The 23,278-nt window shown below is 70.5% G+C and carries 26 protein-coding genes and 1 tRNA gene; 11 read left to right on the forward strand and 16 right to left on the reverse strand.

Features of this window, described 5'->3' with window-relative positions; translation table 11 throughout:
* The first annotated feature begins 6 nt into the window (after positions 1 to 6).
* The 4 genes from bcp (at position 7) to NLX94_RS15305 (ending at position 2,088) form a co-directional block, all read left to right on the forward strand.
* The gene (gene bcp, locus NLX94_RS15290) at positions 7 to 474 is read left to right on the forward strand and encodes a thioredoxin-dependent thiol peroxidase (RefSeq protein ID WP_250741149.1); all 468 of its coding nucleotides are present in this window, start codon (positions 7 to 9) and stop codon (positions 472 to 474) included.
* Between the two features lie 145 nt (positions 475 to 619).
* Positions 620 to 1,273 carry an HNH endonuclease signature motif containing protein gene (locus tag NLX94_RS15295; protein ID WP_254383255.1) on the forward strand — a complete coding sequence of 218 codons (654 nt, stop codon included), beginning with the start codon at positions 620 to 622 and terminating at the stop codon, positions 1,271 to 1,273.
* Entirely contained in the window at positions 1,270 to 1,962 is a 693-nt protein-coding gene (locus NLX94_RS15300; RefSeq protein WP_254383256.1) for an HNH endonuclease, read from the forward strand. The genes NLX94_RS15295 and NLX94_RS15300 overlap by 4 nt, the downstream gene beginning before the upstream one ends.
* A 42-nt stretch (positions 1,963 to 2,004) precedes the next feature.
* A tRNA-Leu gene (locus tag NLX94_RS15305) sits at positions 2,005 to 2,088 on the forward strand.
* Positions 2,089 to 2,150: 62 nt separating this feature from the next.
* Here NLX94_RS15305 and rdgB read toward each other — a convergent pair.
* The 4 genes from rdgB to NLX94_RS15325 all read right to left on the reverse strand — a co-directional run bounded on the left by rdgB (position 2,151) and on the right by NLX94_RS15325 (position 4,492).
* On the reverse strand, positions 2,151 to 2,783 hold the full coding sequence (gene rdgB / locus NLX94_RS15310; RefSeq protein WP_254383257.1) for an RdgB/HAM1 family non-canonical purine NTP pyrophosphatase: 633 nt from the start codon (positions 2,781 to 2,783) through the stop codon (positions 2,151 to 2,153).
* Between the two features lie 40 nt (positions 2,784 to 2,823).
* Entirely contained in the window at positions 2,824 to 3,276 is a 453-nt protein-coding gene (locus NLX94_RS15315) for a hypothetical protein (RefSeq protein ID WP_308402431.1), read from the reverse strand.
* 47 nt (positions 3,277 to 3,323) lie between these two features.
* The gene (rph, locus tag NLX94_RS15320; protein ID WP_243337256.1) at positions 3,324 to 4,055 is read right to left on the reverse strand and encodes a ribonuclease PH; all 732 of its coding nucleotides are present in this window, start codon (positions 4,053 to 4,055) and stop codon (positions 3,324 to 3,326) included.
* Positions 4,056 to 4,171: 116 nt separating this feature from the next.
* Entirely contained in the window at positions 4,172 to 4,492 is a 321-nt protein-coding gene (locus tag NLX94_RS15325; protein WP_308402432.1) for a PTS glucose/sucrose transporter subunit IIB, read from the reverse strand.
* A gap of 165 nt (positions 4,493 to 4,657) precedes the next feature.
* On the opposite strand from NLX94_RS15325, the gene NLX94_RS15330 reads away from it, so the two are divergent.
* Positions 4,658 to 5,959, forward strand: coding sequence for a PTS transporter subunit EIIC (locus NLX94_RS15330; protein WP_254383258.1), 1,302 nt, complete (start codon positions 4,658 to 4,660; stop codon positions 5,957 to 5,959).
* Positions 5,960 to 6,387: 428 nt separating this feature from the next.
* A complete protein-coding gene (locus tag NLX94_RS15335) occupies positions 6,388 to 7,659 on the forward strand; it encodes a PTS transporter subunit EIIC (protein WP_254383259.1) in 1,272 nt (423 codons plus the stop codon).
* 94 nt (positions 7,660 to 7,753) lie between these two features.
* Here the strand turns inward: NLX94_RS15335 and NLX94_RS15340 are convergent, their stop codons facing one another.
* Entirely contained in the window at positions 7,754 to 8,506 is a 753-nt protein-coding gene (locus tag NLX94_RS15340) for an MBL fold metallo-hydrolase (RefSeq protein WP_254383260.1), read from the reverse strand.
* 227 nt (positions 8,507 to 8,733) lie between these two features.
* Between NLX94_RS15340 and NLX94_RS15345 the strand changes: the two genes are divergently transcribed.
* Entirely contained in the window at positions 8,734 to 9,162 is a 429-nt protein-coding gene (locus NLX94_RS15345) for a hypothetical protein (RefSeq protein ID WP_254383261.1), read from the forward strand.
* A gap of 44 nt (positions 9,163 to 9,206) precedes the next feature.
* Entirely contained in the window at positions 9,207 to 9,500 is a 294-nt protein-coding gene (locus NLX94_RS15350; RefSeq protein WP_254383262.1) for a DUF488 domain-containing protein, read from the forward strand.
* Positions 9,501 to 9,884: 384 nt separating this feature from the next.
* Here NLX94_RS15350 and NLX94_RS15355 read toward each other — a convergent pair whose 3' ends face one another.
* From NLX94_RS15355 to clpS, 7 genes are all read right to left on the reverse strand, one after another.
* Positions 9,885 to 10,835 (reverse strand): PLP-dependent cysteine synthase family protein, encoded by a 951-nt coding sequence (locus NLX94_RS15355; protein WP_254383263.1) that lies wholly within the window; start codon positions 10,833 to 10,835, stop codon positions 9,885 to 9,887.
* On the reverse strand, positions 10,835 to 11,122 hold the full coding sequence (locus tag NLX94_RS15360) for a MoaD/ThiS family protein (RefSeq protein ID WP_254383264.1): 288 nt from the start codon (positions 11,120 to 11,122) through the stop codon (positions 10,835 to 10,837). The genes NLX94_RS15355 and NLX94_RS15360 overlap by 1 nt, the downstream gene beginning before the upstream one ends.
* Positions 11,123 to 11,210: 88 nt before the next feature.
* Entirely contained in the window at positions 11,211 to 11,318 is a 108-nt protein-coding gene (locus NLX94_RS39605; RefSeq protein WP_323182362.1) for a putative leader peptide, read from the reverse strand.
* 99 nt (positions 11,319 to 11,417) lie between these two features.
* Positions 11,418 to 11,840, reverse strand: a complete 423-nt coding sequence (locus NLX94_RS15365; protein ID WP_254383265.1) for a Mov34/MPN/PAD-1 family protein — start codon at positions 11,838 to 11,840, stop codon at positions 11,418 to 11,420.
* A 156-nt stretch (positions 11,841 to 11,996) separates the two neighbouring features.
* Positions 11,997 to 13,418, reverse strand: coding sequence for an amino acid permease (locus NLX94_RS15370; protein ID WP_254383266.1), 1,422 nt, complete (start codon positions 13,416 to 13,418; stop codon positions 11,997 to 11,999).
* Positions 13,419 to 13,760: 342 nt separating this feature from the next.
* The gene (locus NLX94_RS15375; protein WP_254383267.1) at positions 13,761 to 14,375 is read right to left on the reverse strand and encodes a DUF2017 domain-containing protein; all 615 of its coding nucleotides are present in this window, start codon (positions 14,373 to 14,375) and stop codon (positions 13,761 to 13,763) included.
* A complete protein-coding gene (gene clpS, locus NLX94_RS15380) occupies positions 14,375 to 14,689 on the reverse strand; it encodes an ATP-dependent Clp protease adapter ClpS (RefSeq protein WP_254383268.1) in 315 nt (104 codons plus the stop codon). The genes NLX94_RS15375 and clpS overlap by 1 nt, the downstream gene beginning before the upstream one ends.
* Before the next feature lie 81 nt (positions 14,690 to 14,770).
* On the opposite strand from clpS, the gene NLX94_RS15385 reads away from it, so the two are divergent.
* Both NLX94_RS15385 and NLX94_RS15390 read left to right on the forward strand, forming a co-directional pair.
* Positions 14,771 to 16,099, forward strand: a complete 1,329-nt coding sequence (locus NLX94_RS15385) for a nicotinate phosphoribosyltransferase (RefSeq protein WP_254383269.1) — start codon at positions 14,771 to 14,773, stop codon at positions 16,097 to 16,099.
* Positions 16,100 to 16,358: 259 nt separating this feature from the next.
* Complete coding sequence (locus NLX94_RS15390; RefSeq protein WP_254383270.1) at positions 16,359 to 16,967, forward strand: isochorismatase family protein; 609 nt, start codon at positions 16,359 to 16,361, stop codon at positions 16,965 to 16,967.
* Here NLX94_RS15390 and NLX94_RS15395 read toward each other — a convergent pair.
* Together NLX94_RS15395 and NLX94_RS15400 are read right to left on the reverse strand one after the other, a co-directional pair.
* A complete protein-coding gene (locus NLX94_RS15395; protein WP_254383271.1) occupies positions 16,948 to 17,271 on the reverse strand; it encodes a hypothetical protein in 324 nt (107 codons plus the stop codon). The genes NLX94_RS15390 and NLX94_RS15395 overlap by 20 nt on opposite strands.
* A gap of 111 nt (positions 17,272 to 17,382) precedes the next feature.
* Entirely contained in the window at positions 17,383 to 19,788 is a 2,406-nt protein-coding gene (locus NLX94_RS15400) for an immune inhibitor A domain-containing protein (protein ID WP_254383272.1), read from the reverse strand.
* A gap of 544 nt (positions 19,789 to 20,332) precedes the next feature.
* On the opposite strand from NLX94_RS15400, the gene NLX94_RS15405 reads away from it, so the two are divergent.
* The gene (locus NLX94_RS15405; protein WP_254383273.1) at positions 20,333 to 20,647 is read left to right on the forward strand and encodes a hypothetical protein; all 315 of its coding nucleotides are present in this window, start codon (positions 20,333 to 20,335) and stop codon (positions 20,645 to 20,647) included.
* A 94-nt stretch (positions 20,648 to 20,741) separates the two neighbouring features.
* Here NLX94_RS15405 and NLX94_RS15410 read toward each other — a convergent pair whose 3' ends face one another.
* Together NLX94_RS15410 and NLX94_RS39350 are read right to left on the reverse strand one after the other, a co-directional pair.
* A complete protein-coding gene (locus tag NLX94_RS15410; protein WP_254383274.1) occupies positions 20,742 to 21,518 on the reverse strand; it encodes an RDD family protein in 777 nt (258 codons plus the stop codon).
* Positions 21,519 to 21,596: 78 nt separating this feature from the next.
* On the reverse strand, positions 21,597 to 22,898 hold the full coding sequence (locus NLX94_RS39350; protein ID WP_254383375.1) for an RDD family protein: 1,302 nt from the start codon (positions 22,896 to 22,898) through the stop codon (positions 21,597 to 21,599).
* Positions 22,899 to 23,278: the final 380 nt, after the last annotated feature.

A 23,278-nucleotide genomic window follows, 5' to 3' on the forward strand; every position in this document is an offset into this window, starting at 1 on the left:
TTGAGAATGAGCGAGCGACTTGAGCCGGGCGACATCGCCCCCGCCTTCACCCTGCCCGACGCGGACGGCAACGAGATCTCGCTCGCCGACCACAAGGGCCGCAAGGTCATCGTGTACTTCTACCCGGCCGCGCTGACGCCGGGCTGCACGAAGCAGGCCTGCGACTTCACGGACAACCTGGCGGTCCTGGCCACGGCCGGCTACGACGTCATCGGCGTCTCGCCCGACAAGCCGGAGAAGCTGGCGAAGTTCCGCGAGCAGGAGCACCTGAAGGTCACCCTGGTCGGCGACCCCTCGAAGGAGGTCCTGACGGCGTACGGGGCCTTCGGCGAGAAGAAGCTCTACGGCAAGACCGTCACCGGGGTCATCCGCTCCACGGTGATCGTCGACGAGGAGGGCAAGGTCGAACGCGCCCTCTACAACGTCAAGGCCACGGGCCACGTAGCCAAGATCATCAAGGACCTGGGCATCTGACCCCACCCCTCTCCTCGCACAGCGGCCCGCACCCACCCGGTGCGGGCCGCTCTGCTTGCCGGACGAATCCGGCCGCAACTGTCCGACCATCGGTCCGTTACTCCGTACGAGGGCCGCACGCGCGGCCGGGACGGAGGGGACGCGGATGCCGATCAGCCCGTACACGAGGGAACGCCTCGCGGAGGCGGCGGACGGGTCACGGACACTGACCGAGGCGCTGACGAAGCTGGGGGTGGACCCGAAGGGCGGGTCGCGGCGATACCTGCTCGACCGCATGCGGAAGCTGGGCGTGGACGTCTCCCACTTCGAGCGGGAGGGAGCCCTCAAGTGGACGAAGGAGATCCTGGAGGAGGCGGTCGCGTCCTCGACGAACATGTGCGAGGTCCTGAGGCACCTCGGCCTGGACGTCGTAGGCGGCCACCACACGCACATCAGCCGCCGGGTGAAGGCCTTCTGCATAGACACCTCGCATTTCAGGCTCCCCTCCCCCGCAGGCCGCCCCAAGAGCCGGCGGACGCCGGAGGCGATCCTCGTAAAGCAGCAGGACCCCCGCATCCGCCGACGCCAGGGCGAGCAGCTCAGGGGAGCACTCGCCGAGCTGGGCATCCCCGAACGCTGTGCGATGTGCGGCATCGAACCGATCTGGCAGGGGGAACCGCTCCCTCTGGAGGTCGACCACCTCGACGGCGATTGGCGAAACAACCAGGCGGCCAACCTCCGCCTCCTGTGTCCCAACTGCCACTCCACGACCGACACATACCGTGGCCGCGGCAAGCGGCGACACGGAGCGGCCGCGTGAGCGCCCTGGTGCGGCACACCCATGAATCACTGGCCGCGGCAGCTGCGGGCTGCACTTCGATGGAGGAGGTCATCGCCCGTCTCGTCGCCAAGCCGTACCCGGAGCTCGAACGCCACCTGCGGCGGCGGTTCGCCCAGCACGGGGTCGACGTCTCGCACCTCACGCGGAGCCGGCGCGGCCGCACGAGGGCATCGCGCCCGGATGGTGCCGATCTGCGCCACGCGGTCGAAGCGTCCCACTCATTGGCCGAGACACTAAGGCGCCTGGGGCTGCCCGACAGCGGCACCCAGCGCAGGAATCTGCACCGGTGGATACGGGAGGAGGACCTCTCGACCGAGCATTTCCTCGGCCAGGCCCATCAGCGCGGCAAGCCTGGCCCCACGCCGGTGAAACCGGCCGAGGAGATCCTCGTCAAGCACGAGCGGAGGCAGCGCACCCGCACACATCTGCTCCGCCGCGCCCTTCGGGAGGTGGGAGTCGAGGAATGCTGCGAAAGGTGCGGCACACCGCCCGAGTGGCACGGACGCCCGATGACGCTGGAGGTCGATCACATCAACGGCGACTGGAGCGATGACCGACGGGAGAACCTTCGACTCCTGTGCCCCAATTGCCATGCGCTGACGGACACGTGGTGTGGAAATCGCCGACACAAGTCAGTCGCACAGCCGAGCCGGACGGCCGTAGACTGACGAAGCCGAACCGGGCCGATGTCCGAATTTACCCGGTTTAGGGCGGTTGTGGCGGAATTGGCCTACGCGCAACTTTTAGGTAGTTGTGGGAGAAATCCCTTGAGGGTTCGAGTCCCTCCAGCCGCACATCGGAAGCGACGGCCCCGGTCCAGCAGCAGGGACCGGGGCCGTCGGCATTCCTGCGGGCGTCAGCCCAGCAGTTCGCGGACCGCCGGGACCAGGGCTCGGAAGGCCTGGCCTCGGTGGGAGATGGCGTTCTTTTCTGCCGGGGTGAGTTCCGCGCAGGTGCGGGACTCGCCGAGGGGCTGGAGGATCGGGTCGTAGCCGAAGCCGCCCGTGCCCGACGGGGTGTGGCGGAGGGTGCCCAGGAGGCGGCCTTCGACCACGCGTTCCGTGCCGTCGGGGAGGGCGAGGGCGGCCGCGCAGAAGAAGTGGGCGCCGCGGTGTTCGTCGTCGATGTCGCCGAGCTGCGCCAGGAGCAGGGCCAGGTTCGCGGCGTCGTCGCCGTGGGAGCCGGCCCAGCGGGCCGAGAAGATGCCCGGGGCGCCGTTCAGTACGTCCACGCAGAGGCCCGAGTCGTCCGCGACCGCCGGCAGGCCCGTGGCCTGCGCCAGGGCGTGGGCCTTGAGGAGGGCGTTCTCGGCGAAGGTGACGCCGGTCTCCTTGACGTCCGGGATCTCCGGGTACGCGTCCGCGCCGACCAGCTCGTGCGGCAGGCCGGCGGCGGACAGGATGGCGCGGAGTTCCGTGACCTTGCCCGCGTTGCGCGTGGCGAGGATCAGGCGGCTGGCAGAGCTGGGCGGAGTCGGCGTCGAGGTCATGGGGTCATTATCCCGGGCCGCGCCGGGGCCCCGGCCGGGGTCAGCCCGGGGAGCAGACCTTCGAGATCTCCTTCGCCGCGTCCGCGACCGGGGTGATGTCCGGGGCGGTGGTGCCGCTTTCGATGGAGGTGCGGACGTTCTGGACGGCCGTGTTCATCGAGGAGATGGCCTTGCTCAGGTCGGCGTTGTCGGTCTGGTCGCCGATCTTCTTGAGGTTGGCCTCGATCGCGTTGAGCGCGTTCTGGGCGTCCTGCGGGCTGTTCCCGGCCTGGGAGACCGCCTGCTGGAGGTCGTTGGCGCCGTCCGTGATGGCGACCGCCGTGCTCGCGCAGTCCATCGCCGTCGAGATGGCGTCGCAGGAGGTGATCGCGGGTATGGCGAGCGCTGCCGTCAGGGCAACGGCCGCGAGGCGGTACTTCGGCTTCACTTCGGCCCCCAGGAGGATGTGGACGTGCAGGTACGTGGACGGGCGCACGGCTTCGACGCCGTGCACCCGTATCCACACAGACGCGCGGACGGGCCGCGCGGTTGCCGCGAGCTCTAGAGCGTGAGCTCCAGGGCGCCGAGCTGGAGGGCTTCCAGGTCGGCGCAGCCGCCGGAGGCCAGGTCGAGGAGGGCGTTGAGTTCCTTGCGGTCGAAGGGCTCGCCCTCGGCCGTGCCCTGGACCTCGACAAAGCGGCCGTCGCCGGTGCAGACCACGTTCATGTCGGTCTCGGCGCGCACGTCCTCCTCGTAGCAGAGGTCGAGGAGCGGGACCCCGTCGACGATGCCGACGCTGACGGCGGCGACGGTGCCGGTGAGGGGCTTGCGGCCGGCCTTGATGAGCTTCTTGCCCTGGCCCCAGGAGATGGCGTCGGCCAGGGCCACGTAGGCGCCGGTGATGGCCGCGGTGCGGGTGCCGCCGTCGGCCTGGAGGACGTCGCAGTCCAGGACGATGGTGTTCTCGCCGAGGGCCTTGTAGTCGATGACGGCGCGCAGCGAGCGGCCGATCAGGCGGGAGATCTCGTGAGTGCGGCCGCCGATCTTGCCGCGTACGGATTCGCGGTCGCCGCGGGTGTTCGTGGCGCGGGGCAGCATCGAGTACTCGGAGGTGACCCAGCCTTCGCCGCTGCCCTTGCGCCAGCGCGGGACGCCTTCGCTGAAGGAGGCGGTGCAGAAGACCTTGGTGTCCCCGAAGGAGACGAGGACGGAGCCCTCTGCGTGCTTGCTCCATCCGCGTTCGATGGTGACCGGGCGGAGCTGTTCGGGCGTACGGCCGTCGATGCGAGACATGGCACCGAGCCTAGCCGGTGCGGAGGAACGAGAAGACCCCGTCCGGGTGCGTCCGGGCGGGGTCCTGTCGTACGTACGGGTGCGCGCGGGGGCGCGTGCGAGCCGGTGGGCTCAGCTCACATCATGTCTTCGATGTCGGCGGCGATGGGGTCGGCGTCGGTGCCGATGACGACCTGGATCGCGGTGCCCATCTTGACGACGCCGTGGGCGCCGGCGGCCTTCAGCGCGGCCTCGTCGACCTTGCTCGGGTCGATGACCTCGGTGCGCAGGCGGGTGATGCAGCCCTCGACCTCTTCGATGTTCTCGATGCCGCCGAGCCCGGCGACGATCTTCTCAGCCTTGGTGGCCATGTGTTTCTCCCTGAGTTCTACGAAGAACGAGTCCGACTGACATCCGACCGCCCCAACAGGGCGGTCCGCTTCGTCACGGTAGCCCACGTTTGGACCAGCTACGCGGGCACATGCCCGGTATCTGCCGAATGATGATGATCAGCATCAGCCTGCCCTCAAGGCGGGTGAAATGCGACCGCAACACAAGTGGTCTACACCAGTGTGCCGCAAGTGTCGCGACTGCCAAAAACGGGCCGGTCAGGGAGGACGCGGATGAGCGCGAGCAGCGCCGCAGCAGTGCCACAGCCGAAGTGGTGGAACGGCTTGTTCCAAGGGCTGCAGAAGATGGGCCGCAGCCTCCAGCTGCCGATCGCCGTCCTGCCGGCGGCGGGCATCCTGAACCGGTTCGGCCAGGACGACGTGTTCGGCAAGGACGGTCTGGGCTGGACGAACGTCGCCAAGATCATGGCCGCCGCGGGCGGCGCCCTGCTCAGCGCCGACATCGGCCTGCCGCTGCTCTTCTGCATCGGCGTCGCGATCGGCATGGCCAAGAAGGCGGACGGCTCGACGGCCCTCGCGGCGGTGGTCGGCTTCCTCGTCTACCGGAGCGTGCTGCACGCCTTCCCCAAGTCCTGCCCCGAGGGGACCAAGGACATCAAGGGGGCCTGCCTGGGGGCCGGGGACGCCCTCACCGAGTACACGTACCAGAACCCAGGGGTGTTCGGCGGCATCGTCATGGGCCTGCTGGCCTCCTGGTTCTGGCAGCGCTACCACCGCGTGAAGCTGGTCGACTGGCTCGGCTTCTTCAACGGCCGCCGCCTGGTCCCGATCATCATGACCCTCGTCGCGATCGTCTTCGCCGTGCTCTGCCTGTGGATCTGGCCGCCGATCGGCAATGCGCTGGAGAGCTTCTCGGACTGGCTGGTGGGCCTGGGATCGCTGGGCGCGGGCATCTTCGGCGTCGCGAACCGCGCGCTGCTGGTGATCGGCCTGCACCAGTTCCTGAACGTGCCGGTGTGGTTCCAGTTCGGCAGCTACACCAAGCCGGACGGGCAGACGGTCCACGGTGACATCCCGATGTTCCTCGCGGGCGACCCGAACGCCGGCCAGTTCCTCACCGGCTTCTTCCCGATCATGATGTTCGCGCTGCCCGCGGCGGCGCTGGCCATCACGCACTGTGCGAAGCCGGCCCGGCGCAAGGAGGTCGGCGGCCTGATGCTCTCGGTCGGCCTGACCTCGTTCGTCACCGGCATCACCGAGCCGCTGGAGTACTCGTTCCTCTTCCTGGCGCCGGCGCTGTACGCGGTGCACGCGGTGCTGACGGGCGTGTCGATGGCGGTGACGTGGGCCTTCGGGGTCAAGGACGGCTTCAGCTTCTCGGCCGGCCTGATCGACTACCTCATCAACTGGAGCCTGGCGACGAAGCCCTGGGCGATCATTCCGATCGGCCTCTGCTTCGCGGTCGTCTACTACGGCATCTTCCGCTTCGCGATCACCAAGTGGGACATCAAGACGCCCGGCCGGGAGTCGGACGAGGAGATCGCGGCGATGCAGGCGGAGAACACGAAGGCCTGAGCCCCGCCTTCCCCCTGCCCCGGCCCCCGCCCCGGGACTTCCGGCCCGCGCGAGCCGCGGGCCGGAGGGGGCCCGAAGCCCCGCCCGGCCGCGGCCGGCCGTCCCGCCCGGGGCCGCCGCAGGGCCCCGCCCCGGGGCGCGCACGACCCTCCCGCTTGATGCCATAAGCCCTGGTCAGGGCCCACATATACGAGACGAAGGCCTCCGGATCCACAGGGTCCGGGGGCCTTTGCCGTGTATGCCCCGGTGTGTCTTCCACCACGGAATTGGTGGGTTCCTTACGCGGACCTCACCGTGCTACAACTGGTCTACACCACTGAGTGGTGTAGACCACGTAGGCCTTTCGGCCCCGCGGTCCCCCGTTCCGAGACGCTGCCAACCCCCCGTGTTCCACGTCCTGGCAGAGCCTTGTCCACTGGAGGAAGACCATGTCCACAGCCACCGCTGCGGAAAAGAAGAAGGGCGCTGGCGTGATGGCCGTCATGCAGCGCATCGGCCGGAGCCTCATGCTCCCCGTTGCGGTGCTGCCTGCCGGCGCGCTCCTGCTCCGCCTGGGCGCGGGCGACATGCTCGGCGACAAGGACGTCTTCCCGACGTTCGTCCTCAAGATCGCCGGTTACATGGCCGCCGGTGGTGGCGCGATCCTCGACAACATGGCGCTGCTGTTCGCCGTCGGCATCGCGATCGGCTTCGCCAAGAAGTCGGACGGTTCGACCGCCCTCGCGGCCGTCACCGGTTACCTGGTCTTCCAGAAGGTGCTCGCCACCTTCACCGACAGCAACCTGCCGCAGAAGGCCACGGTCGTCGGCGACAAGATCGTCATGGTGGACGCCCCGGTCAACGCCGGTGTCCTCGGCGGTGTCGTGATGGGTGTCATCGCGGCCCTGCTCTACCAGAAGTTCTACCGGACCAAGCTGCCGGACTGGGCGGGCTTCTTCGGCGGCCGCCGCCTGGTTCCGATCCTCTCCGCCTTCGCGGGTCTGGTCACCGGCATCGTCTTCGGTCTCATCTGGCCGGTCCTCGGCTCGGGTCTGCACAACTTCGGTGAGTGGCTGACCGGCTCCGGCGCCGTCGGCGCGGGCATCTTCGGTGTCGCCAACCGTGCGCTGATCCCGATCGGCATGCACCACCTGCTGAACTCCTTCCCGTGGTTCCAGGCCGGCTCCTTCGACACCCCGACCGGTGCCGTCCACGGTGACATCGGCCGCTTCCTCGCCGGTGACCCGACCGCCGGACAGTTCATGACCGGCTTCTTCCCGATCATGATGTTCGCCCTCCCGGCCGCCTGCCTCGCGATCGTCCACTGCGCGCGCCCCGAGCGCCGCAAGGTCGTCGGCGGCATGATGTTCTCCCTCGCGCTCACCGCCTTCGTGACCGGCGTGACCGAGCCCATCGAGTTCACCTTCATGTTCATCGCCCCGGTCCTCTACGCGATCCACGCGGTCCTGACCGGTGTCTCCCTGGCGCTGACCTGGGCCCTGGGCATGCGTGACGGCTTCGGCTTCTCGGCCGGCGCGGTCGACTTCGTCCTGAACCTCGGCATCGCGAACAACCCGTGGGGCCTGGTCGGCGTCGGCCTCTGCTTCGCGGTCGTCTACTACTTCATCTTCCGCTTCGCCATCACCAAGTGGAACCTCCCGACGCCGGGCCGCGAGTCCGACGAGGAGCTCGCCGAGCTGGCCAAGGCCGAGGCCAAGTAAGCAGGTACGTACCGCACGCGGGTACGCACGAAGCCCCCGCTCTCCCGGAAGGGAGGGCGGGGGCTTTCGCGTACGGGCAGGGCCGCCAGAAGGGTCAGACCTCGTACACCGCGCCGGTGTACGCGAGCTCCACCGGGCCGTCGTAGACCGCGCGGGCGTCCGCCAGGTTGCGTTCGGCGTCCGTCCACGGCGGGATGTGGGTCAGGACGAGGCGGCCGGCGCGGCCCGCGCGGGCGAACTCGCCGGCCTCGCGGCCGTTGAGGTGGAGGTCCGGGATGTCCTCCTTGCCGTGCGTGAAGGAGGCCTCGCACAGGAACAGGTCGGTGTCCTCGGTGAGCAGCCCCAGCTCGGGGCAGACGCCGGTGTCGCCGGAGTACGTCAGCGCGCGGCCGCCGTGCTCGACGCGGATCCCATAGGACTCGACCGGGTGGCAGACCTTCTCGGTGCGGACCTGGAACGGGCCGATCTCGAAGGTGCCGGACTTCAGGGTCCGGAAGTCGAAGACCTCGCTCATGGAACGCTCGTCGGGCACGTCCTCGTAGGCGGTGGACAGCCGCTTCTCGGTGCCCTCGGGGCCGTAGACGGGGATGGTGCCGCAGCGGCCGCCCTCGTGGCGGTAGAAGCGGGCGACGAAGTACGCGCACATGTCGATGCAGTGATCGGCGTGCAGGTGGCTGAGGAAGATCGCGTCGAGATCGTAGAGCCCGATGTGCCGCTGGAGCTCCCCGAGGGAGCCGTTGCCCATGTCGAGGAGCAGCCGGAAGCCGTCGGCCTCGACGAGGTAGCTCGAACAGGCCGATTCCGCGGACGGGAACGAGCCCGAACAGCCGACGACGGTGAGCTTCATGGAGCGTGAACCTCCGTGGACGGTCCGTGGACGGAATGCGGGCCGTGCGTGGGTCGAGCGTAAGGCGCGAAACGTCCGGTCGCTCCTCCGCGGCGGGCCGTTGTGGGGCGAATCACCTGAGCTGTCACCCGGGGGAGCGACGGGGCGGCCCCGGGTTGCCGTGGGTTGCCGTGGGGAGGGCATGCCGCTGCCGTGCCGGGGGCGGCGGGCAGGACTACGGTCGGAGTATGGACACGTCCTGGTGGCCTGCGGTCGCCGCGGTGGTGATCGTGATCCTGCTGGTGCTCCTCCCCCGGCGGGCGCGGCGGGTCCGCCGGGCCCCGGACCCGCCCCACGGACCGGGACCGCTGCCGCGGCCGGAGGCCGGCGAGCTGTGGTCCCTGGAGGACGGGCGGCCCGTGCTGGTGCTGGGCGTACGGGGCCACCGGGCGCGGATCGCGCGGATCACCGGGAAGTACGACGACCGGCGCGCCGGGGTGATCCCGCTGCCGCCGGGGGTGGTCGGGGCCCGGGGCGGGTTCCTGGAGGCGGACCGGGTGGTGGAGGTGTCGGTATGGGAGTTCGCGAGGGCGCGGCGGCTGGGGACGGTGGATCCGGCGGTGTGGGACGAGGTGAAGGGGCTCGGGGGACTCGGGGGGCACGGGGCGTCCGGCTGAAGCGGGTCTACGATCCCCCCGAGCCGGGGCTGGACGGGGTCCGCGTGCTCGTGGACCGGCTGTGGCCGCGGGGGCTGTCGAAGGAGGCGGCGGGGGTCGACGAGTGGGCCAAGGCCGTTGCCCCTTCGGGGGAGCTGCGGAAGTGGTTCCACGGGGGCGGGTCCGTGGCGGAGTTCCGGGAGCGGTACGCGGTGGAGCTTCGCTCGGAGGAGGCGGTGGCGGAGTTGGCGCGGCTGCGGGTCGCTGCCGCGGGCGGGACGGTCACGCTGCTGACTGCCGTCAAGGATCCGGGGGAGAGTCACGCGGGGGTGCTGGCCGCACTGCTGGCGCCTTCTTGACGCGCCGCTCGCGCGGTGCGGCCCCTGGGGGGGGCCTTACCGGCTTCGCGCCGCTGCGCCGGACTCCGTCCGGCGGTGGCCGGTCGGCGCTGCCGCCACTGCCGTCCCGGCACTGGCCCGGTGGGCGGGTGCGGCTGGGTGGGCCCTGCGGGGCGAAGTCCCCTACCCGCCCTTCCACCGTTCCCCGGGCTTTGCCCGGACCCCAGTCCTCAAGCGCCGGACGGCTGGGTTGTCCGGACGTCCGGCGTTCACGTGCAGGCCGAGGCCGGCCAAATCCAGCCTCGCCGGCGTTTGAGGCGCAGGGGTCCGGGGACTGGTCCCCGGCAACGGCGCCGCACACAGCCCCTCCGGCGTTTGAGGAGCGGGTCCGGGGACCGGTTCGGGCTACGCCCAGAGTTGGCCCTGGAGGACTTCGATGGCTTCTTCCGTGGTGGCTGCCGTGTAGACGCCCGTCGACAGGTACTTCCAGCCGCCGTCGGCCACGACGAAGACGATGTCGGCCGATTCGCCCGCCGCCACCGCCTTGCGGCCCACGCCGATCGCCGCGTGCAGGGCCGCGCCCGTGGAGACGCCCGCGAAGATGCCCTCCTGCTGGAGGAGCTCCCGGGTGCGGGTGACCGCGTCCGCCGAGCCCACCGAGAAGCGGGTCGTCAGGACCGAGGGGTCGTACAGCTCGGGGACGAAGCCCTCGTCGAGGTTGCGCAGGCCGTAGACGAGGTCGTCGTAGCGCGGTTCCGCTGCGACGATCTTGACTCCGGGGACGTGTTCGCGCAGGTAGCGGCCCACGCCCATCAGCGTGCCCGTGGTGCCCAGGCCCGCCACGAAGTGGGTGATGGAGGGGAGGTCCGCGAGGATCTCCGGGCCCGTGGTGGCGTAGTGGGCGCCCGCGTTGTCGGGGTTGCCGTACTGGTAGAGCATCACCCAGGTGGGGTTCTGCTCGGCCAGTTCCTTCGCGACGCGGACGGCCGTGTTCGAGCCGCCCGCCGCCGGCGACGGGATGATCTCGGCTCCCCACATGGCCAGGAGGTCGCGCCGTTCCTGGGAGGTGTTCTCCGGCATGACGCACACGATCTTGTAGCCCTTGAGCTTCGCGGCCATGGCGAGGGAGATGCCCGTGTTGCCCGAGGTGGGCTCCAGGATCGTGCAGCCGGGGTACAGCCGGCCGTCCTTCTCGGCCTGCTCGACCATGTGGAGCGCGGGGCGGTCCTTGATCGAGCCGGTCGGGTTGCGGTCCTCCAGCTTCGCCCAGATGCGGACGTCGTCCGAGGGCGAGAGCCGGGGCAGGCGTACCAGCGGCGTGTTGCCGACCGCGGCCAGGGGGGAGTCGTAGCGCATTACTTCGATCCGCCGGCTACGGCCGGGAGGATGGTGACGTTGTCGCCGTCCTTGAGGGCGGTGGAGATGCCGTCGAGGAAGCGGACGTCCTCGTCGTTGAGGTAGACGTTGACGAAGCGGCGCAGCTCGCCGCCCTTGGCCTCGTCGATGATGCGCTCCTGGATGCCCTTGTGGCGGGTCTCCAGGTCGGAGAACAGCTCGGAGAGCGTCGCACCCGCGCCCGTGACGGCCTTCTCGCCGTTGGTGTAGGTGCGGAGGATGGTGGGGATGCGGACCTCGATGGCCATGGCAGGCTCCAGTCAGGATGGTGAAGGGAAGGCGGGCGAAGCGGAGCGGGCGTGAGCGCGCGGCCCCGCGAGGGGGCCGCCGTGGGGCTCAGGCGGCAGTACAGATGGCGCTGGCGAGGCGGCACAGGTCGACGTGCAGCCGCGCCACAAGCAGCAGCCTGCCGGGCGTCTCGATGCTCACGTCGTGGGAAACCATGCGGTCATGTTAACGATTCCCGACCCCTGGTTTGGAGTGTGATTCCGCATCGTGGACGGATATCGCTCACATCGTGAGAATCGGGCCGGTTCCTGATCCTCAGTAGGCCGCTACGACCTGCACTTCTTCCTCCGTGATCACGCCTTCGACGATCCGGTACGACCGGAACTGGAACTCCCCGAGGCCGTCCTTGTCCGCCGTGGAGACCAGTACGTAGTGCGCGCCGGGCTCGTTCGCGTACGTCACGTCCGTGCGCGAGGGGTAGGCCTCGGTGGCGGTGTGCGAGTGGTAGACGACGACGGGCTCCTCGTCGCGGTCGTCCAGTTCGCGGTAGAGCTTCAGCAGGTCCTTGGAGTCGAACTCGTAGAACGTGGGCGAGCGGGCCGCGTTCAGCATCGGCACGAACCGCTCCGGGCGGTCCGTGCCCGCCGGGCCGGCCACCACGCCGCAGGCCTCGTCGGGGTGGTCCTGACGGGCGTGCGCGACGATCCGGTCGTACAGGTCCTGGGTGATGGTCAGCATGAGCGACAGGATAAGCAGACGGGCCCGCCCGTACCGAGGACTGGTATGGGCGGGCCCGAATGATGGACACGGCCCGCTGTGCGCACGGGATCGCGCCGGAAAGCCGCGCGGTTCCCGGCCGTAGCAGGCGGCCGGGACCCACGGTTCGAGGAGGCCCTACGAGGCCTTGGTGAAGGCGGCGCCGCGCGGGTCGCGGGACTTCATCACCAGGTAGGAGACGCCCAGCAGCAGACCCCACAGCGGGGCGCAGTAGAGCGAGACCCGGGCGTCCTTGTCGACGCCCATCATCACGATCACCATGCCGATGAAGGCCAGGGCGAAATAGCTCGTGTACGGGGCGCCGGGGGCGCGGAACGGGGACTTGGGGAGGTCGCCGCGGTCGGAGGCTGCGCGGTAGCGGATCTGGCAGACCAGGATCATGATCCAGGCCCACATGCCGGAGATGGTGGCGAAGGAGACGACGTAGTCGAAGGCCTTGCCCGGGGCGACGTAGTTGATCCAGACGCCCACCAGCATCAGCGCCGCCGAGAAGGTGGTGCCGATCAGGGGGGTGCCGTTCTTGGTGAGCCGGGTGAAGAACTTCGGGCCCTGGCCGTTGAGGGCGAGGTCGCGCAGCATGCGGCCGGTGGAGTACATGCCCGAGTTGCAGGAGGACAGGGCCGCGGTCAGGACGACGAAGTTGACGATCGCGGCACCGACGCCGAGGCCCATCTTCTCGAAGGCGGCGACGAAGGGGCTGACGCCGGGCTGGAACTCGTGCCACGGGACGACCGACAGGATCATGATGAGCGCGCCGACGTAGAAGACGGCGATGCGCCACGGCACGGTGTTGATGGCCTTGGGCAGGGTCTTCTCGGGGTCCTTGGACTCGCCGGCGGTGACGCCGACCAGCTCGACGGCGAGGAAGGCGAACATCACGATCTGCAGGGTCATCAGCGTGCCGCCGATGCCCTTGGGGAAGAAGCCGCCGTCGTTCCACAGGTTGGAGACGGTGGCGGTGTCCGCGGCGTCGGAGAAGCCGATGGTGAGGATGCCGGCGCAGATCAGGATCATGCCGACGATGGCGGTGACCTTGACCATGGAGAACCAGAACTCCAGCTCGCCGAAGAGCTTCACGGAGATCAGGTTGGCGCCGTAGAGGATGACCGTGAAGATCAGCGCGTACGCCCATTGCGGGAAGCTGTCATGGGTCCAGTACGACATGTACTGGGCGGCGGCGGTGACTTCGGTGATGCCGGTGACCACCCAGAAGAGCCAGTAGGTCCAGCCGGTCACGTATCCCCAGAACGGGCCGAGGAATTCACGGGCGTAGTCCGAGAAGGAGCCGGACACCGGGCGGTACATGAGCAGTTCGCCCAGGGCCCGCATGATGAAGAAGATGACCAGGCCCGCGATGGCGTAGGCCAGGATCAGGCTGGGACCGGCCTTGGAGATGGCCTTGCCGGCGCCCAGGAAGAGGCCGGTGCCGATGGCGCCGCCGATCGCGATCATCTGGATCTGGCGGGCGCCGAGTGCGCGGTGGTAGCCGTCGCCCTCGGTGGTGTCGTGCTGCTGCTCGTCGACCTGTACGGAGGTCATGTCTTGGTGCGCCTTTCTCCACGCCGACCCGCGCCATGACTGGCAGCGGATCGGGTCCTCGATCCCCCCGGATACGGATGGAGTTGCACGCCGGCGGTCAGCCGGTTCAAGCAGGCCGGGGGACATGGGTGGCGCCCCGTCGGCGGCCGCGCAAGATTTATCACGCGCTTACGGGTGCAGGAGGGCAGAAATTGTGACGCAGGGCATAAAAAAATCAGGACATAGGCCCTGAAATGGATCAGATCACCACATCGTGGTGATCTGATCGTTATCCGGATTTGAGCGTCCGCTGAGCGAACGGCGGACCTACTTGAGGATCTTCAGAGGGTCCTCGAGAAGTCCTCAGAGAGTGTCCGCGAGCGTCTCGACGAGGGTCTCCTGGAGGCCGCCGAGCCAGAGGTACGCCATCACCATCGGCTTGCGCGGATCGTCGTCCGGCAGCCGGAACAGCACCGCGCTCTCGTCGTCCTCCGTGATGTCGAGGCGGGCCGCGATGGTGAGCCGCAGGTCGTTCAGGGCGCCCAGCCAGCGCAGCCGCAGTTCTCCGGCGACCTCCAGGACGGCCGCCCCGTCGCCGGCCGGGGTGAGCCCGTCCAGGCTGCGCACGACAGCCAGCGCGTCCTCCCGCTTGCGGGTGCGCAGGTCGTTCTCGGTGAAGCGGCGGAACTCGGCCGAGTGGGCCCGCAGCTCCTCCGCGTCGGCGTCGGCCGGGGTCCCCGGGCCGCCGTAGGCGTCGGGGAAGAGCCGGGCCAGGGCGGGGTCCGACGGGGGCTCGGTCGGGCCGTCGGAGGCGGCGAAGAGCGCGGCCAGCGGGTCGGCGTCCGGGTCGGGCTCGGGCTCTCCGGGGCCGATGAGCTCCAGCAGCTGCACGGCCAGGGAGCGCAGGATCGAGATCTCGATCTCGTCCAGCGCGATGGCGGCCCCGCCGGCCTTCAGGGGCTCGAACACGCCGCCCATCAGTTGCGGTCCTGGGACATGGTCGCCCAGAGGCCGTAGCCGTGCATGGCCTGCACGTCCCGTTCCATCTCCTCGCGGCTGCCGCTGGAGACGACCGCCCGGCCCTTGTGGTGGACGTCCATCATCAGCTTGTTCGCCTTGTCCTTGGAATAGCCGAAGTACGCCTGGAACACGTACGTCACGTAGCTCATGAGGTTGACCGGGTCGTTGTGCACCAGGGTCACCCACGGGACGTCGGGTTCCGGGACCGCGAAGGTCTCTTCGGCCGATTCGGTGCGTTCGATCTCAACAGGAGCAACACTCACTTGTCCCATGCTGCCACTGACAGGGGCCCGTCGCACAAACGGGTCCCTACATCTCGTCACTTTGACGAGATGTGCGCTAGCATCCGTCGCATGAACCCTGCGGACCTGGGCCTGCCGGTGGACGTGCCGTCGACAGCGCTCTTCACGGACCATTACGAGCTCACGATGCTGCAGGCCGCGCTGGCCAACGGCACGGCCGACCGCCGCTCCGTCTTCGAGGTCTTCACCCGGCGGCTGCCCGAGGGACGCCGCTACGGGGTGATCGCGGGCACCGGCCGGGTGCTCGACGCGGTGGAGAACTTCCGCTTCGACGGCGCCGTACTGGAGTTCCTGCGCGAGCGGAACGTCGTCGACGCCCGCACCCTCGACTGGCTCGCCTCGTACCGCTTCTCCGGGGACATCTGGGGCTACCCGGAGGGCGAGGTCTACTTCCCCGGCTCCCCGGTCCTGCGCGTCGAGGGCAGCTTCGCCGAGTGCGTGCTGCTGGAGACCGTGATCCTGTCGATCCTCAACCACGACTCCGCGATCGCCGCGGCCGCCTCCCGGATGGCCTCGGCCGCCGGCGGCCGGCCGCTGATCGAGATGGGCGCCCGGCGCACGCACGAGCTGGCCGCCGTCGCCTCGGCGCGCGCCGCGTACGTCGGCGGCTTCACCTCCACCTCGGACCTGGCGGCCGGATTCCGGTACGGGATCCCGACGGTCGGCACCAGCGCGCACGCCTTCACCCTGCTGCACGACGACGAGCGGGACGCCTTCACCGCCCAGGTCGCCTCGCTGGGCAGCGGCACCACCCTGCTCGTGGACACCTACGACGTGGCGGAGGCGGTCAGGACGGCCGTCGAGGTCGCCGGGACGGGCCTCGGCGCCGTCCGCATCGACTCCGGGGACCTGCTGCTGGTCGCGCACCGGGTGCGGCAGCAGCTCGACGAGCTGGGGGCCACGGGGACGAAGATCGTGGTGACCTCCGACCTCGACGAGTACGCGATCGCCTCGCTGGCGGCCGCCCCGGTGGACGCGTACGGGGTCGGCACCCAGCTGGTGACGGGCAGCGGGCACCCGACGTGCTCGATGGTCTACAAGCTGGTGGCGCGGGCCGCCTCGGCCGATCCGAAGGCACCGCTGGTCTCGGTGGCGAAGAAGTCCTCCGGGGGCAAGACCTCCGTCGGGGGGCGCAAGTGGGCGGCGCGGCGGGTCGACGCCGAGGGGGTCGCGGAGGCGGAGGTCCTGGGAACCGGGCCGGTGCCGTCCGCGCTGGCGGACCGGCAGCTGCTCGTGGAGCTGGTCAAGGGGGGTGAGGTGGTGGCCCGCGAGTCCCTGGAGGCGGCCCGCGACCGCCACCGCGAGGCCCTGGCGGGGCTCCCGCTCTCCGCGACGCAGCTCTCGCGGGGAGAGGCCGTGATCCCGACCGAGTACGCGTAGCCCCCTGGGAGGGGCGGGTGCGGGCCCTGCGGGGCTTGTCCCCTACCCGCCCTTCCACCGTTCCCTGGGCTCCGCCCAGACCCGGTCCTCAAACGCCGGACGGGCTGGATGGGGCGCGGGCGCGCAGCGCCCGTAGGGGGTCTGGGGCGGAGCCCCAGTTTCGGGAAGGGGCGGGGTGGGGGAAAGGCCCCGCAGGGCTCCCGCCGCCGCACCAGGACCGCTCCGCAGCACAGGAACACCCAACCGAAGGGCACCGGACATGCACCGCGCACTGATCGTCGTCGACGTCCAGAACGACTTCTGCGAGGGCGGCAGCCTCGCGGTCACCGGCGGGGCCGACGTCGCCGCCGCCATCACCGAGCTCATCGGCCAGGCCACCGCCGGCTACCGGCACGTCGTGGCCACCCGCGACCACCACGTCGACCCCGGGTCCCACTTCGCGCACCCCCCGGCCCAGCCGGACTACGAGACCTCCTGGCCGGTGCACTGCGTCGCCGGGACCGAGGGGGTGGGGTTCCACCCCAATTTCGCCCCGGCCGTCGCCTCGGGGGCCGTCGCGGCCGTCTTCGACAAGGGCGCGTACGAGGCCGCCTACAGCGGCTTCGAGGGCGCCGACGAGAACGGCGTCGGGCTCGCCCGGTGGCTCAGCGACCGGCAGGTCACCGAGGTCGACGTGGTCGGCATCGCCACCGACCACTGCGTGAAGGCCACCGCCCTGGACGCGGCCCGCGCGGGGTTCCGTACCCACGTGCTGCTGGACCTGACGGCCGGAGTGGCCCCGCACACCACCACCCGCGCCCTGGCCGAGCTCCGCGAGGCCGGGGTGGAGCTGAGCGGGACCCCCGTGGTCACCCCAGCAGGGCCCTGATCGGGTGCCACAGCTCGGCTGCCCGGTCGGGCGCGCAGCGCCACAGCAGGCCGTCGGGGTGGTGCAGGACGGCGGTGATCTCGTCCGGGGTGGGCGGCTGGGCGTTGCCGCGCAGGTAGACGGCGCGCATTCCGAGGTTCCGCAGCCTGGTCAGGGCGCGGGCCCGGTTCACCGCGTGCACCAGCACGCGGACGTTTCCGCCCTCGGAAGTGCCGGCGACGGCGCCTTCCAGGGGCGGTCTGGGCAGCGTGAGCGCGACGACCACGCTGCCGCCTGGCAATCGGACGAAACCTCCACCGGGCATGTCTTCATCTCCCCCGTCAATAAGAAACTCAGCCCACGCATCTAAACGCGATCGGCCGCCGCCCGCTAGAGGGCGACGGCCGATCATGTTTTGACCTGCGGTTTTACCGAATTACTTGACGGAGGGACCGACCTCGACCGTCATGACGAGACCGTCGTAGGTCTCCTTCACGATCTTGATCTTGGTGTTGGTGTCAGTGGTCTTCACCGAACCGGTCGGGTTCTCGTCGTAGTAGTACTTGCCCTTGTGGTCGTCGAAGACCAGCTGGGCGGGCTTCGGCTTCAGGAAGAGCTCCTGGCCGTTCTTGTGCAGGGTGATCGCATCCGTCTTGTAGGCGCTGAAGGCGGCGTCGTACGGCTGGATCTTGTTGCGCAGCAGGGTGCCGTCCGACCACTTCATCGGCTTGGCGTTGGCGTCGATCGGGAGGATCAGACCGGCGCCGGGGTGCTGGCTGGTGTTGTTGTCCTTCTGGGAGGTGTCCCACTGCCAGATCAGGAGACCGTCCTGGTAGGCGTAGTGCTCGACCCAGTTCGGCTTGGTGTTGGCGAAGCCGAAGTTGTACGGACCGACCTTGAGGGTCTTGTCGTACGAGACGTAGCGGCGGTTCTCGGCCAGGTAGTACTGGGCGTACTCCTTGGTGAAGCCGGCGCCGACGCGGGAGAAGCCCTTGCCGGTCCAGCCGTTGTCGCCGTTCTCGGCACCGTCGGTGAACAGCGTGGAGCCGTCCGCCGTGATGCTGAGCGCGTCGCCCGTGAAGCCCTTGCCGCCCGCGCCGCCGTCCGTCTGGTAGCGGAAGCGGAGGTCGACCTTCTTGCCCGCGTAGTTGTTCAGCGAGTAGTTCAGGTTCTTCCAGCCGCCCGAGACGCCGGTGAGCGACGGGCTGTTGGAGGCGTCGACCGGGATGGCCACGCCGTCGGCGGTGCCGGCCAGCGCGGTCCAGGTGGCGCCGCCGTCGGTGGAGACCTCCGTGTACAGGAAGTCGTACTCCGCCTCGATGTCCCACCAGCCCTTGAGCGACAGGGCCGCGGAGGACTTGCCGGTCAGGTCGACCGAGCGGGTGAGGGTGTTCTTGAGGTCGTCACCCATGTTGCTCCACCACTGCGAGGAACCCTCGGCGGGAGCGACGATCTCGGTGGTGACCTTCTTCTTCGGCAGCTCGACGACGAGCGCCTGCTTGTCCTTGGTGTTGTACGCCGACACACCCAGCTTGTGGGTGGACTTCGTCGCGGCCTTGGCCCTGTCGTAGTTCAGCCAGCCCAGCTGGAGCTTGTCCCAGGCCGTCATGTCGCCCGGGAGGTCGCCTATGGAGTCCTTGCCGGTGCCGAGCCAGGAGCCGGCCGACATCAGGGACCAGAAGCCGACCGAGTTCTCGCCGCCACCGGAGGTGTCGTAGAGGTCGGGCAGACCCAGGTCGTGGCCGTACTCGTGCGCGAAGACGCCGAGGCCGCCGTTCTCGGGCTGCATCGTGTAGTCGCCGACCCAGATGCCGGTGCTGCCGATCTGGGTGCCGCCGGCCTTGTTGTTCGCCGGGCCGGTCTTGCCCGCCTCGGTGCCGTAGGCGTACCAGCGGTGCGCCCACAGTGCGCCCGGGCCCTGCACGCCGCCGCCGGCCGACTCGTCCTCGCCCGCGTGGACGATCTGGAAGTGGTCGATGTAGCCGTCGGGCTCGTTGAAGTTGCCGTCGCCGTCGAAGTCGTAGCGGTCCCAGAGGTCGTACTGGGCCAGCTGCGCCTTGATCTGGGCGTCGGTCTTCCCGGCCTTCTTCTGGCCCTCGGCCCAGGCGGTCACGCCGTCCTTGACCGTGTCCCAGACGTTGGCGCAGTTGGACTGGCCGCAGTAGTTCGAGCCGTAACGGGCCTCGTTGTACGGGACCTTGACCCAGTCGGACACGTCGCCGTCGACCGAGTAGCGGCCCGAGGAGGTCTTCTCGTAGTAGGTCTTCAGCGAGTGCTTGCCGGCGCCGGTACCGAAGTACAGGTCCTGGAAGTACGCGCGGTTGAAGTCCTTGCGCCAGGCCGTGCTGTTGTTCGTCGAGCGGTCGGGCTGGGCGATCTGGTTGTGCAGCGGGCCGGCGTCGCCGCCGTACTTGGGCGCCGGCGGCTTGGGGCCGGGGCCGTCCGGGTCGAACATGGTGGTCTTGTCCACCTGGTCGCCGAACTCGACGAGGATCGTGAAGATCTTGTCGGTCTTCTCGCGGCCGAGCTCGACGTACTTCTTCTCGTCGAGCTTGACGACCTTGGAGGCGCCCCGCTGCTCGACGTCCTTCTTGCCGCTCAGCACCTGCTCCAGGGCGGCCTTGCGGGCCTGCTCCTGCTGCTTGCTGAACGGGCCCTCGAGGTCGTGGTCGACCTTCTCCTTGGAAGGAGCGGTCGGGTCCTGACGCTCCGCGGCAGACACCTTCGCACCCGGGTCTGCCTGAGCCATCGTGAAAGCGGCGCCGGTGGCCGCCGTCGCCGCCAGGGTCACACCGACTGCGGTCGCGCGCAGTGCTCTTCTTCTGGCCGAATTGCTGGTCACTTGATGTCGTTCCCCTCCCGCGGCCGCCCAGTGGTGCGGAACTTCTCCGAAGGAGTGGGGGGTTCCGTGCGGCGCGCGTCTCAAGTGACGACATTTGACCGGAGACTCGCAAGAAAAGACAGACCTTGACTTGTTCCTTACAACTGCACTATGCGGTCACCGAGTTCCGGTATCCGGACGTTTGACGGCCATATCGGACGAACGACGCTTCCGGTCCCTCAACGGACGTCCCGGGACCTCGACACCGGACCTCGACACCGGGTCTCGACGCCGGACCTCGACGCGGGGCCTCGACGCGGGGCCTCGACACCCGGCCTCGACACCCGGCCTCGGCCCATCGAACCCCACCGGCCCCGCACGCCCCTCACCGCCCCCCCGACCCCAGGGGTGCCCCCCGTGCGCCCCCCGTGCTCCGCTGCTTCCGGTCGCGTGGGTGAGGTCGTGCTTACCGGCAGTTCCGCTCGGGCATCCACCGTCGTAGAGTCACTCGGCGCCAGACCTGGCCGAGCCGGCTCCCCCTCCCGCTTCGAGGACGGATATCGCCATGCCGCGTCCGACTGCCGCACAGCTCGCCTACGGGTCCGCCACCGTCATCGTCTCGACGATCGCCATGCTGCTGCTCTCGCAGACGCGTACGGGACTCGGCGTCGCGGTCATCTCCGCCGCCGCCCTCGCCCTCGGGGTCCTCGTCGCCCTCACCGTCCCGCTGCCCCGGCGGCGCGGGCGGCACGCGGCGACCCGTACGAGGACCACCACCGCCTCCCCGTACCCGGCGGGCCCCGCCGCCGTGCCGCAGGGCGTGCCGGCGGGCGCCCCGGCCCCCGCCCCGGCCGCGGCCGAGCACCCCGTGCACCACTGACCCGGCCCGCGCACAGCGCGGCGCGGGCGGCCTCCCCCGTGGGGAGACCGCCCGCGCGTACCGGACCGGGTGCTTCCGGGTGCTTCTCGTACTCCTAAGTGGCTTGGACCACCACGGTCTTGCCCACCTTGTCGTGCAGGCCCTGCTTGTAGGGCTTGTCGACGAGCATGGAGATGATGAGCGCGATCGGCCACAGGCAGAAGCAGCAGATCAGCGTCGGCAGCCAGAGCACGGCGGCGCGGGAGAGCGCGGCATTGGACTGCGGGACGCTGCCGTCGTTGAGCATCGCGACGCGCAGGCCCATCCACTTCTTGCCGAGGGTCTGGCCGTTCTTCTTGACGAACCACCAGTCGTAGCCGACGTAGGCGACGATCGAGATCAGCGTCATGACCAGGCCGGTGCCGCTGTAGGACTTGGTGATGACCTCGGTGACGTCCTCGCCCTTGTTCGTCTCCACCGTGTAGCGGTTGCGGTCACCGGTCAGGAGCTGGAGGACGAACAGCGGCACGGCGACGATCAGCAGGTCGATGACGCGGGCGGCGAGCCGCTTGCCGAAGTCGGCGAGCGGCGGCATCCCGGCGAGCGGGTCGGGCATGCCGTAGCCGCCGCCACCGCCGTACGGGTCGCCACCGCCGGGGCCACCGCCGTACGGGGGCGGCGGGGGCGGGTAGCCGCCTCCCCCGGGCGGGGGCGGGGGCGGAAAGCCCCCTCCGCCTCCGGGCGGGGGAGGCGGCGGGAAGCCTCCGCCGGCACCTGCGGGCGGCGAGCCGTACGGCGAACCACCCGACGGCGGAGGCGTCGGTTCCTGGGGCTTCTTGAGGAACGGGTCGTCCTCGGGCGGCTGGCCCGGCGGCGGCTGGTCGGTGCTCATGGCCCGAGTCGAACCCGGCCCGGAGCGGCCCGCAACGGGGACGCGTCCATTCGGGGGAACCGGGGGGCGGGGGCCGGCCTAGCGGGCCACGTACGTGCGTGCGGCGCGGTCGTGGAGGGTCCGGCGGCGTCTGCGGTCCGCGAGGGCCCACAGGGCCCCGGGGAGGCCCAGGAGGGCGTACACCAGCCAGCGGCGCAGCGCGGCGCCGAAGCCGGGCGGGCGCAGCGTGGCGGTGGCCAGGACCCGTACGCCGAGCAGCTTCTTGCCCGGGGTGCGGCCCCAGCGGGCGGTGGGCAGGGCCTCGTAGAAGACGCCGAAGAGGAGGACGGCTCCCAGTACGAGGCCCAGCGAGCCCGCGGTGGTCCCGTCGAGCAGCCACACGGTGGTGGTCCGGCCGGCCGCCCGGGCGGCGTCGACCTTGGCCTGGAGGTGCGCGGTCGTCGCCGGCACGAGGGGCAGGGCCACCCCGGTCGCGACGGCGGCGTACACGAAGGAGTCCAGCAGCCGGGCCGTCGCGCGGCGCACGAGCCCGGCGGGGCGCACGGCCCGCTCCGCCATCCGCTCGAACACCGCGCGGCCGGTCCCCTCGGGACGCTGCGGGAGCTCTGCCGCCGCCGGAACCGTCGTCCGGCCCGGGGCGGGGCGCTCCCCCGGCTCCGCGTCCGGGTCCGCCGGGGCGGCGGGCCGCGCGGTGGCCTGCCCGGCGGCCGCCCGGGCCGAAGCCGCGGCCGCGGCCGCGCCGACCGGGGAGGGCGCCGACAGGATCCCGATCCCCCGGGACCCGCCGGGGGCTGCGGAACGGGTCCCTCCGGGGGCTGCGGAACCTGACGCCTGCGCGGGCAGACCGGCAGCCCCGGGGGCCGCCTGCGCCTGCGCCTGCGCCGAGCGGTGCGCCGGGGGCTGGGCTTGCGGCTGGGCCTGGCGTTGGGCCCGGTGTTGAGCCTGGGCCTGCGGCTGGGCCTGGGCCTGGTGCTGGCCCTGGGCCAGGTGTTGGGCCTGATGCCGGTCCTGGACCAGATGCTGATCCTGACCCTGGCCCTGCGCCTGCTGCTCGCCCCGGACCAGACGCTGATCCTGGTGCTGACCCTGGCCCTGCCCCTGCTGCTCGCCCAGGACCAGACGCTGGTCCTGGGCCTGCGGCCCGGGCCGAGCCTGGTGCTGATCCTGGGCCGGGCGCTGATCCCGATCCTGCGGACGGGACTGGGCCTGGTGTTGGGCCTGCATCGGCTCCGGGGCCGCGGCCGGGTGGGCCGTAGGGGCCGGGACCGGCGTGCGGGCCAGGGAGATCCCGGCGGGCCGGGCGGCGGGGCCCTCCTCGTGGCCCCAGGACACCCGGCGGTCGCGCGGCCCGCCGAACCCGGACTGCTGGAGCGGATCCACCTGCCAGCCGGCGGGCTCGGCCCCGGCCTCCGCCGCCGAAGCGGGCTCGGCGCAGGACTCGACCTCCGCCCGGGAGACGGACTCCGCCCAGGACTCGACCTCCGACGGCGGAGCGGGCTCCGCCCGGGAAGCGGCGGGCTCGGGCCAGGCCCCCGGCTGCGCACCCGAAGAGCCCCCCGCTCCGGCAGCCGCAGACTCCGACTGCCTCCGCGAAGGGGTCTCCGACCCGGCTTCCGCCGGCTCCGCCCAGGGCCCCGGCTGCGCACCCGGAACGCTCCCCTGCCCCGCAGCGGCCGGCTCCGGCCACGGCGCGGGGGCCGGAGCCGGGCTCCCGCCCGGGGACGCCGCGGAGCCAGTGGGCTCCGGCCAGGACCCCGGCT

Origin of the sequence: Streptomyces sp. TBY4 (genome assembly GCF_024213195.1) — a bacterium.
Classification (GTDB): domain Bacteria; phylum Actinomycetota; class Actinomycetes; order Streptomycetales; family Streptomycetaceae; genus Streptomyces.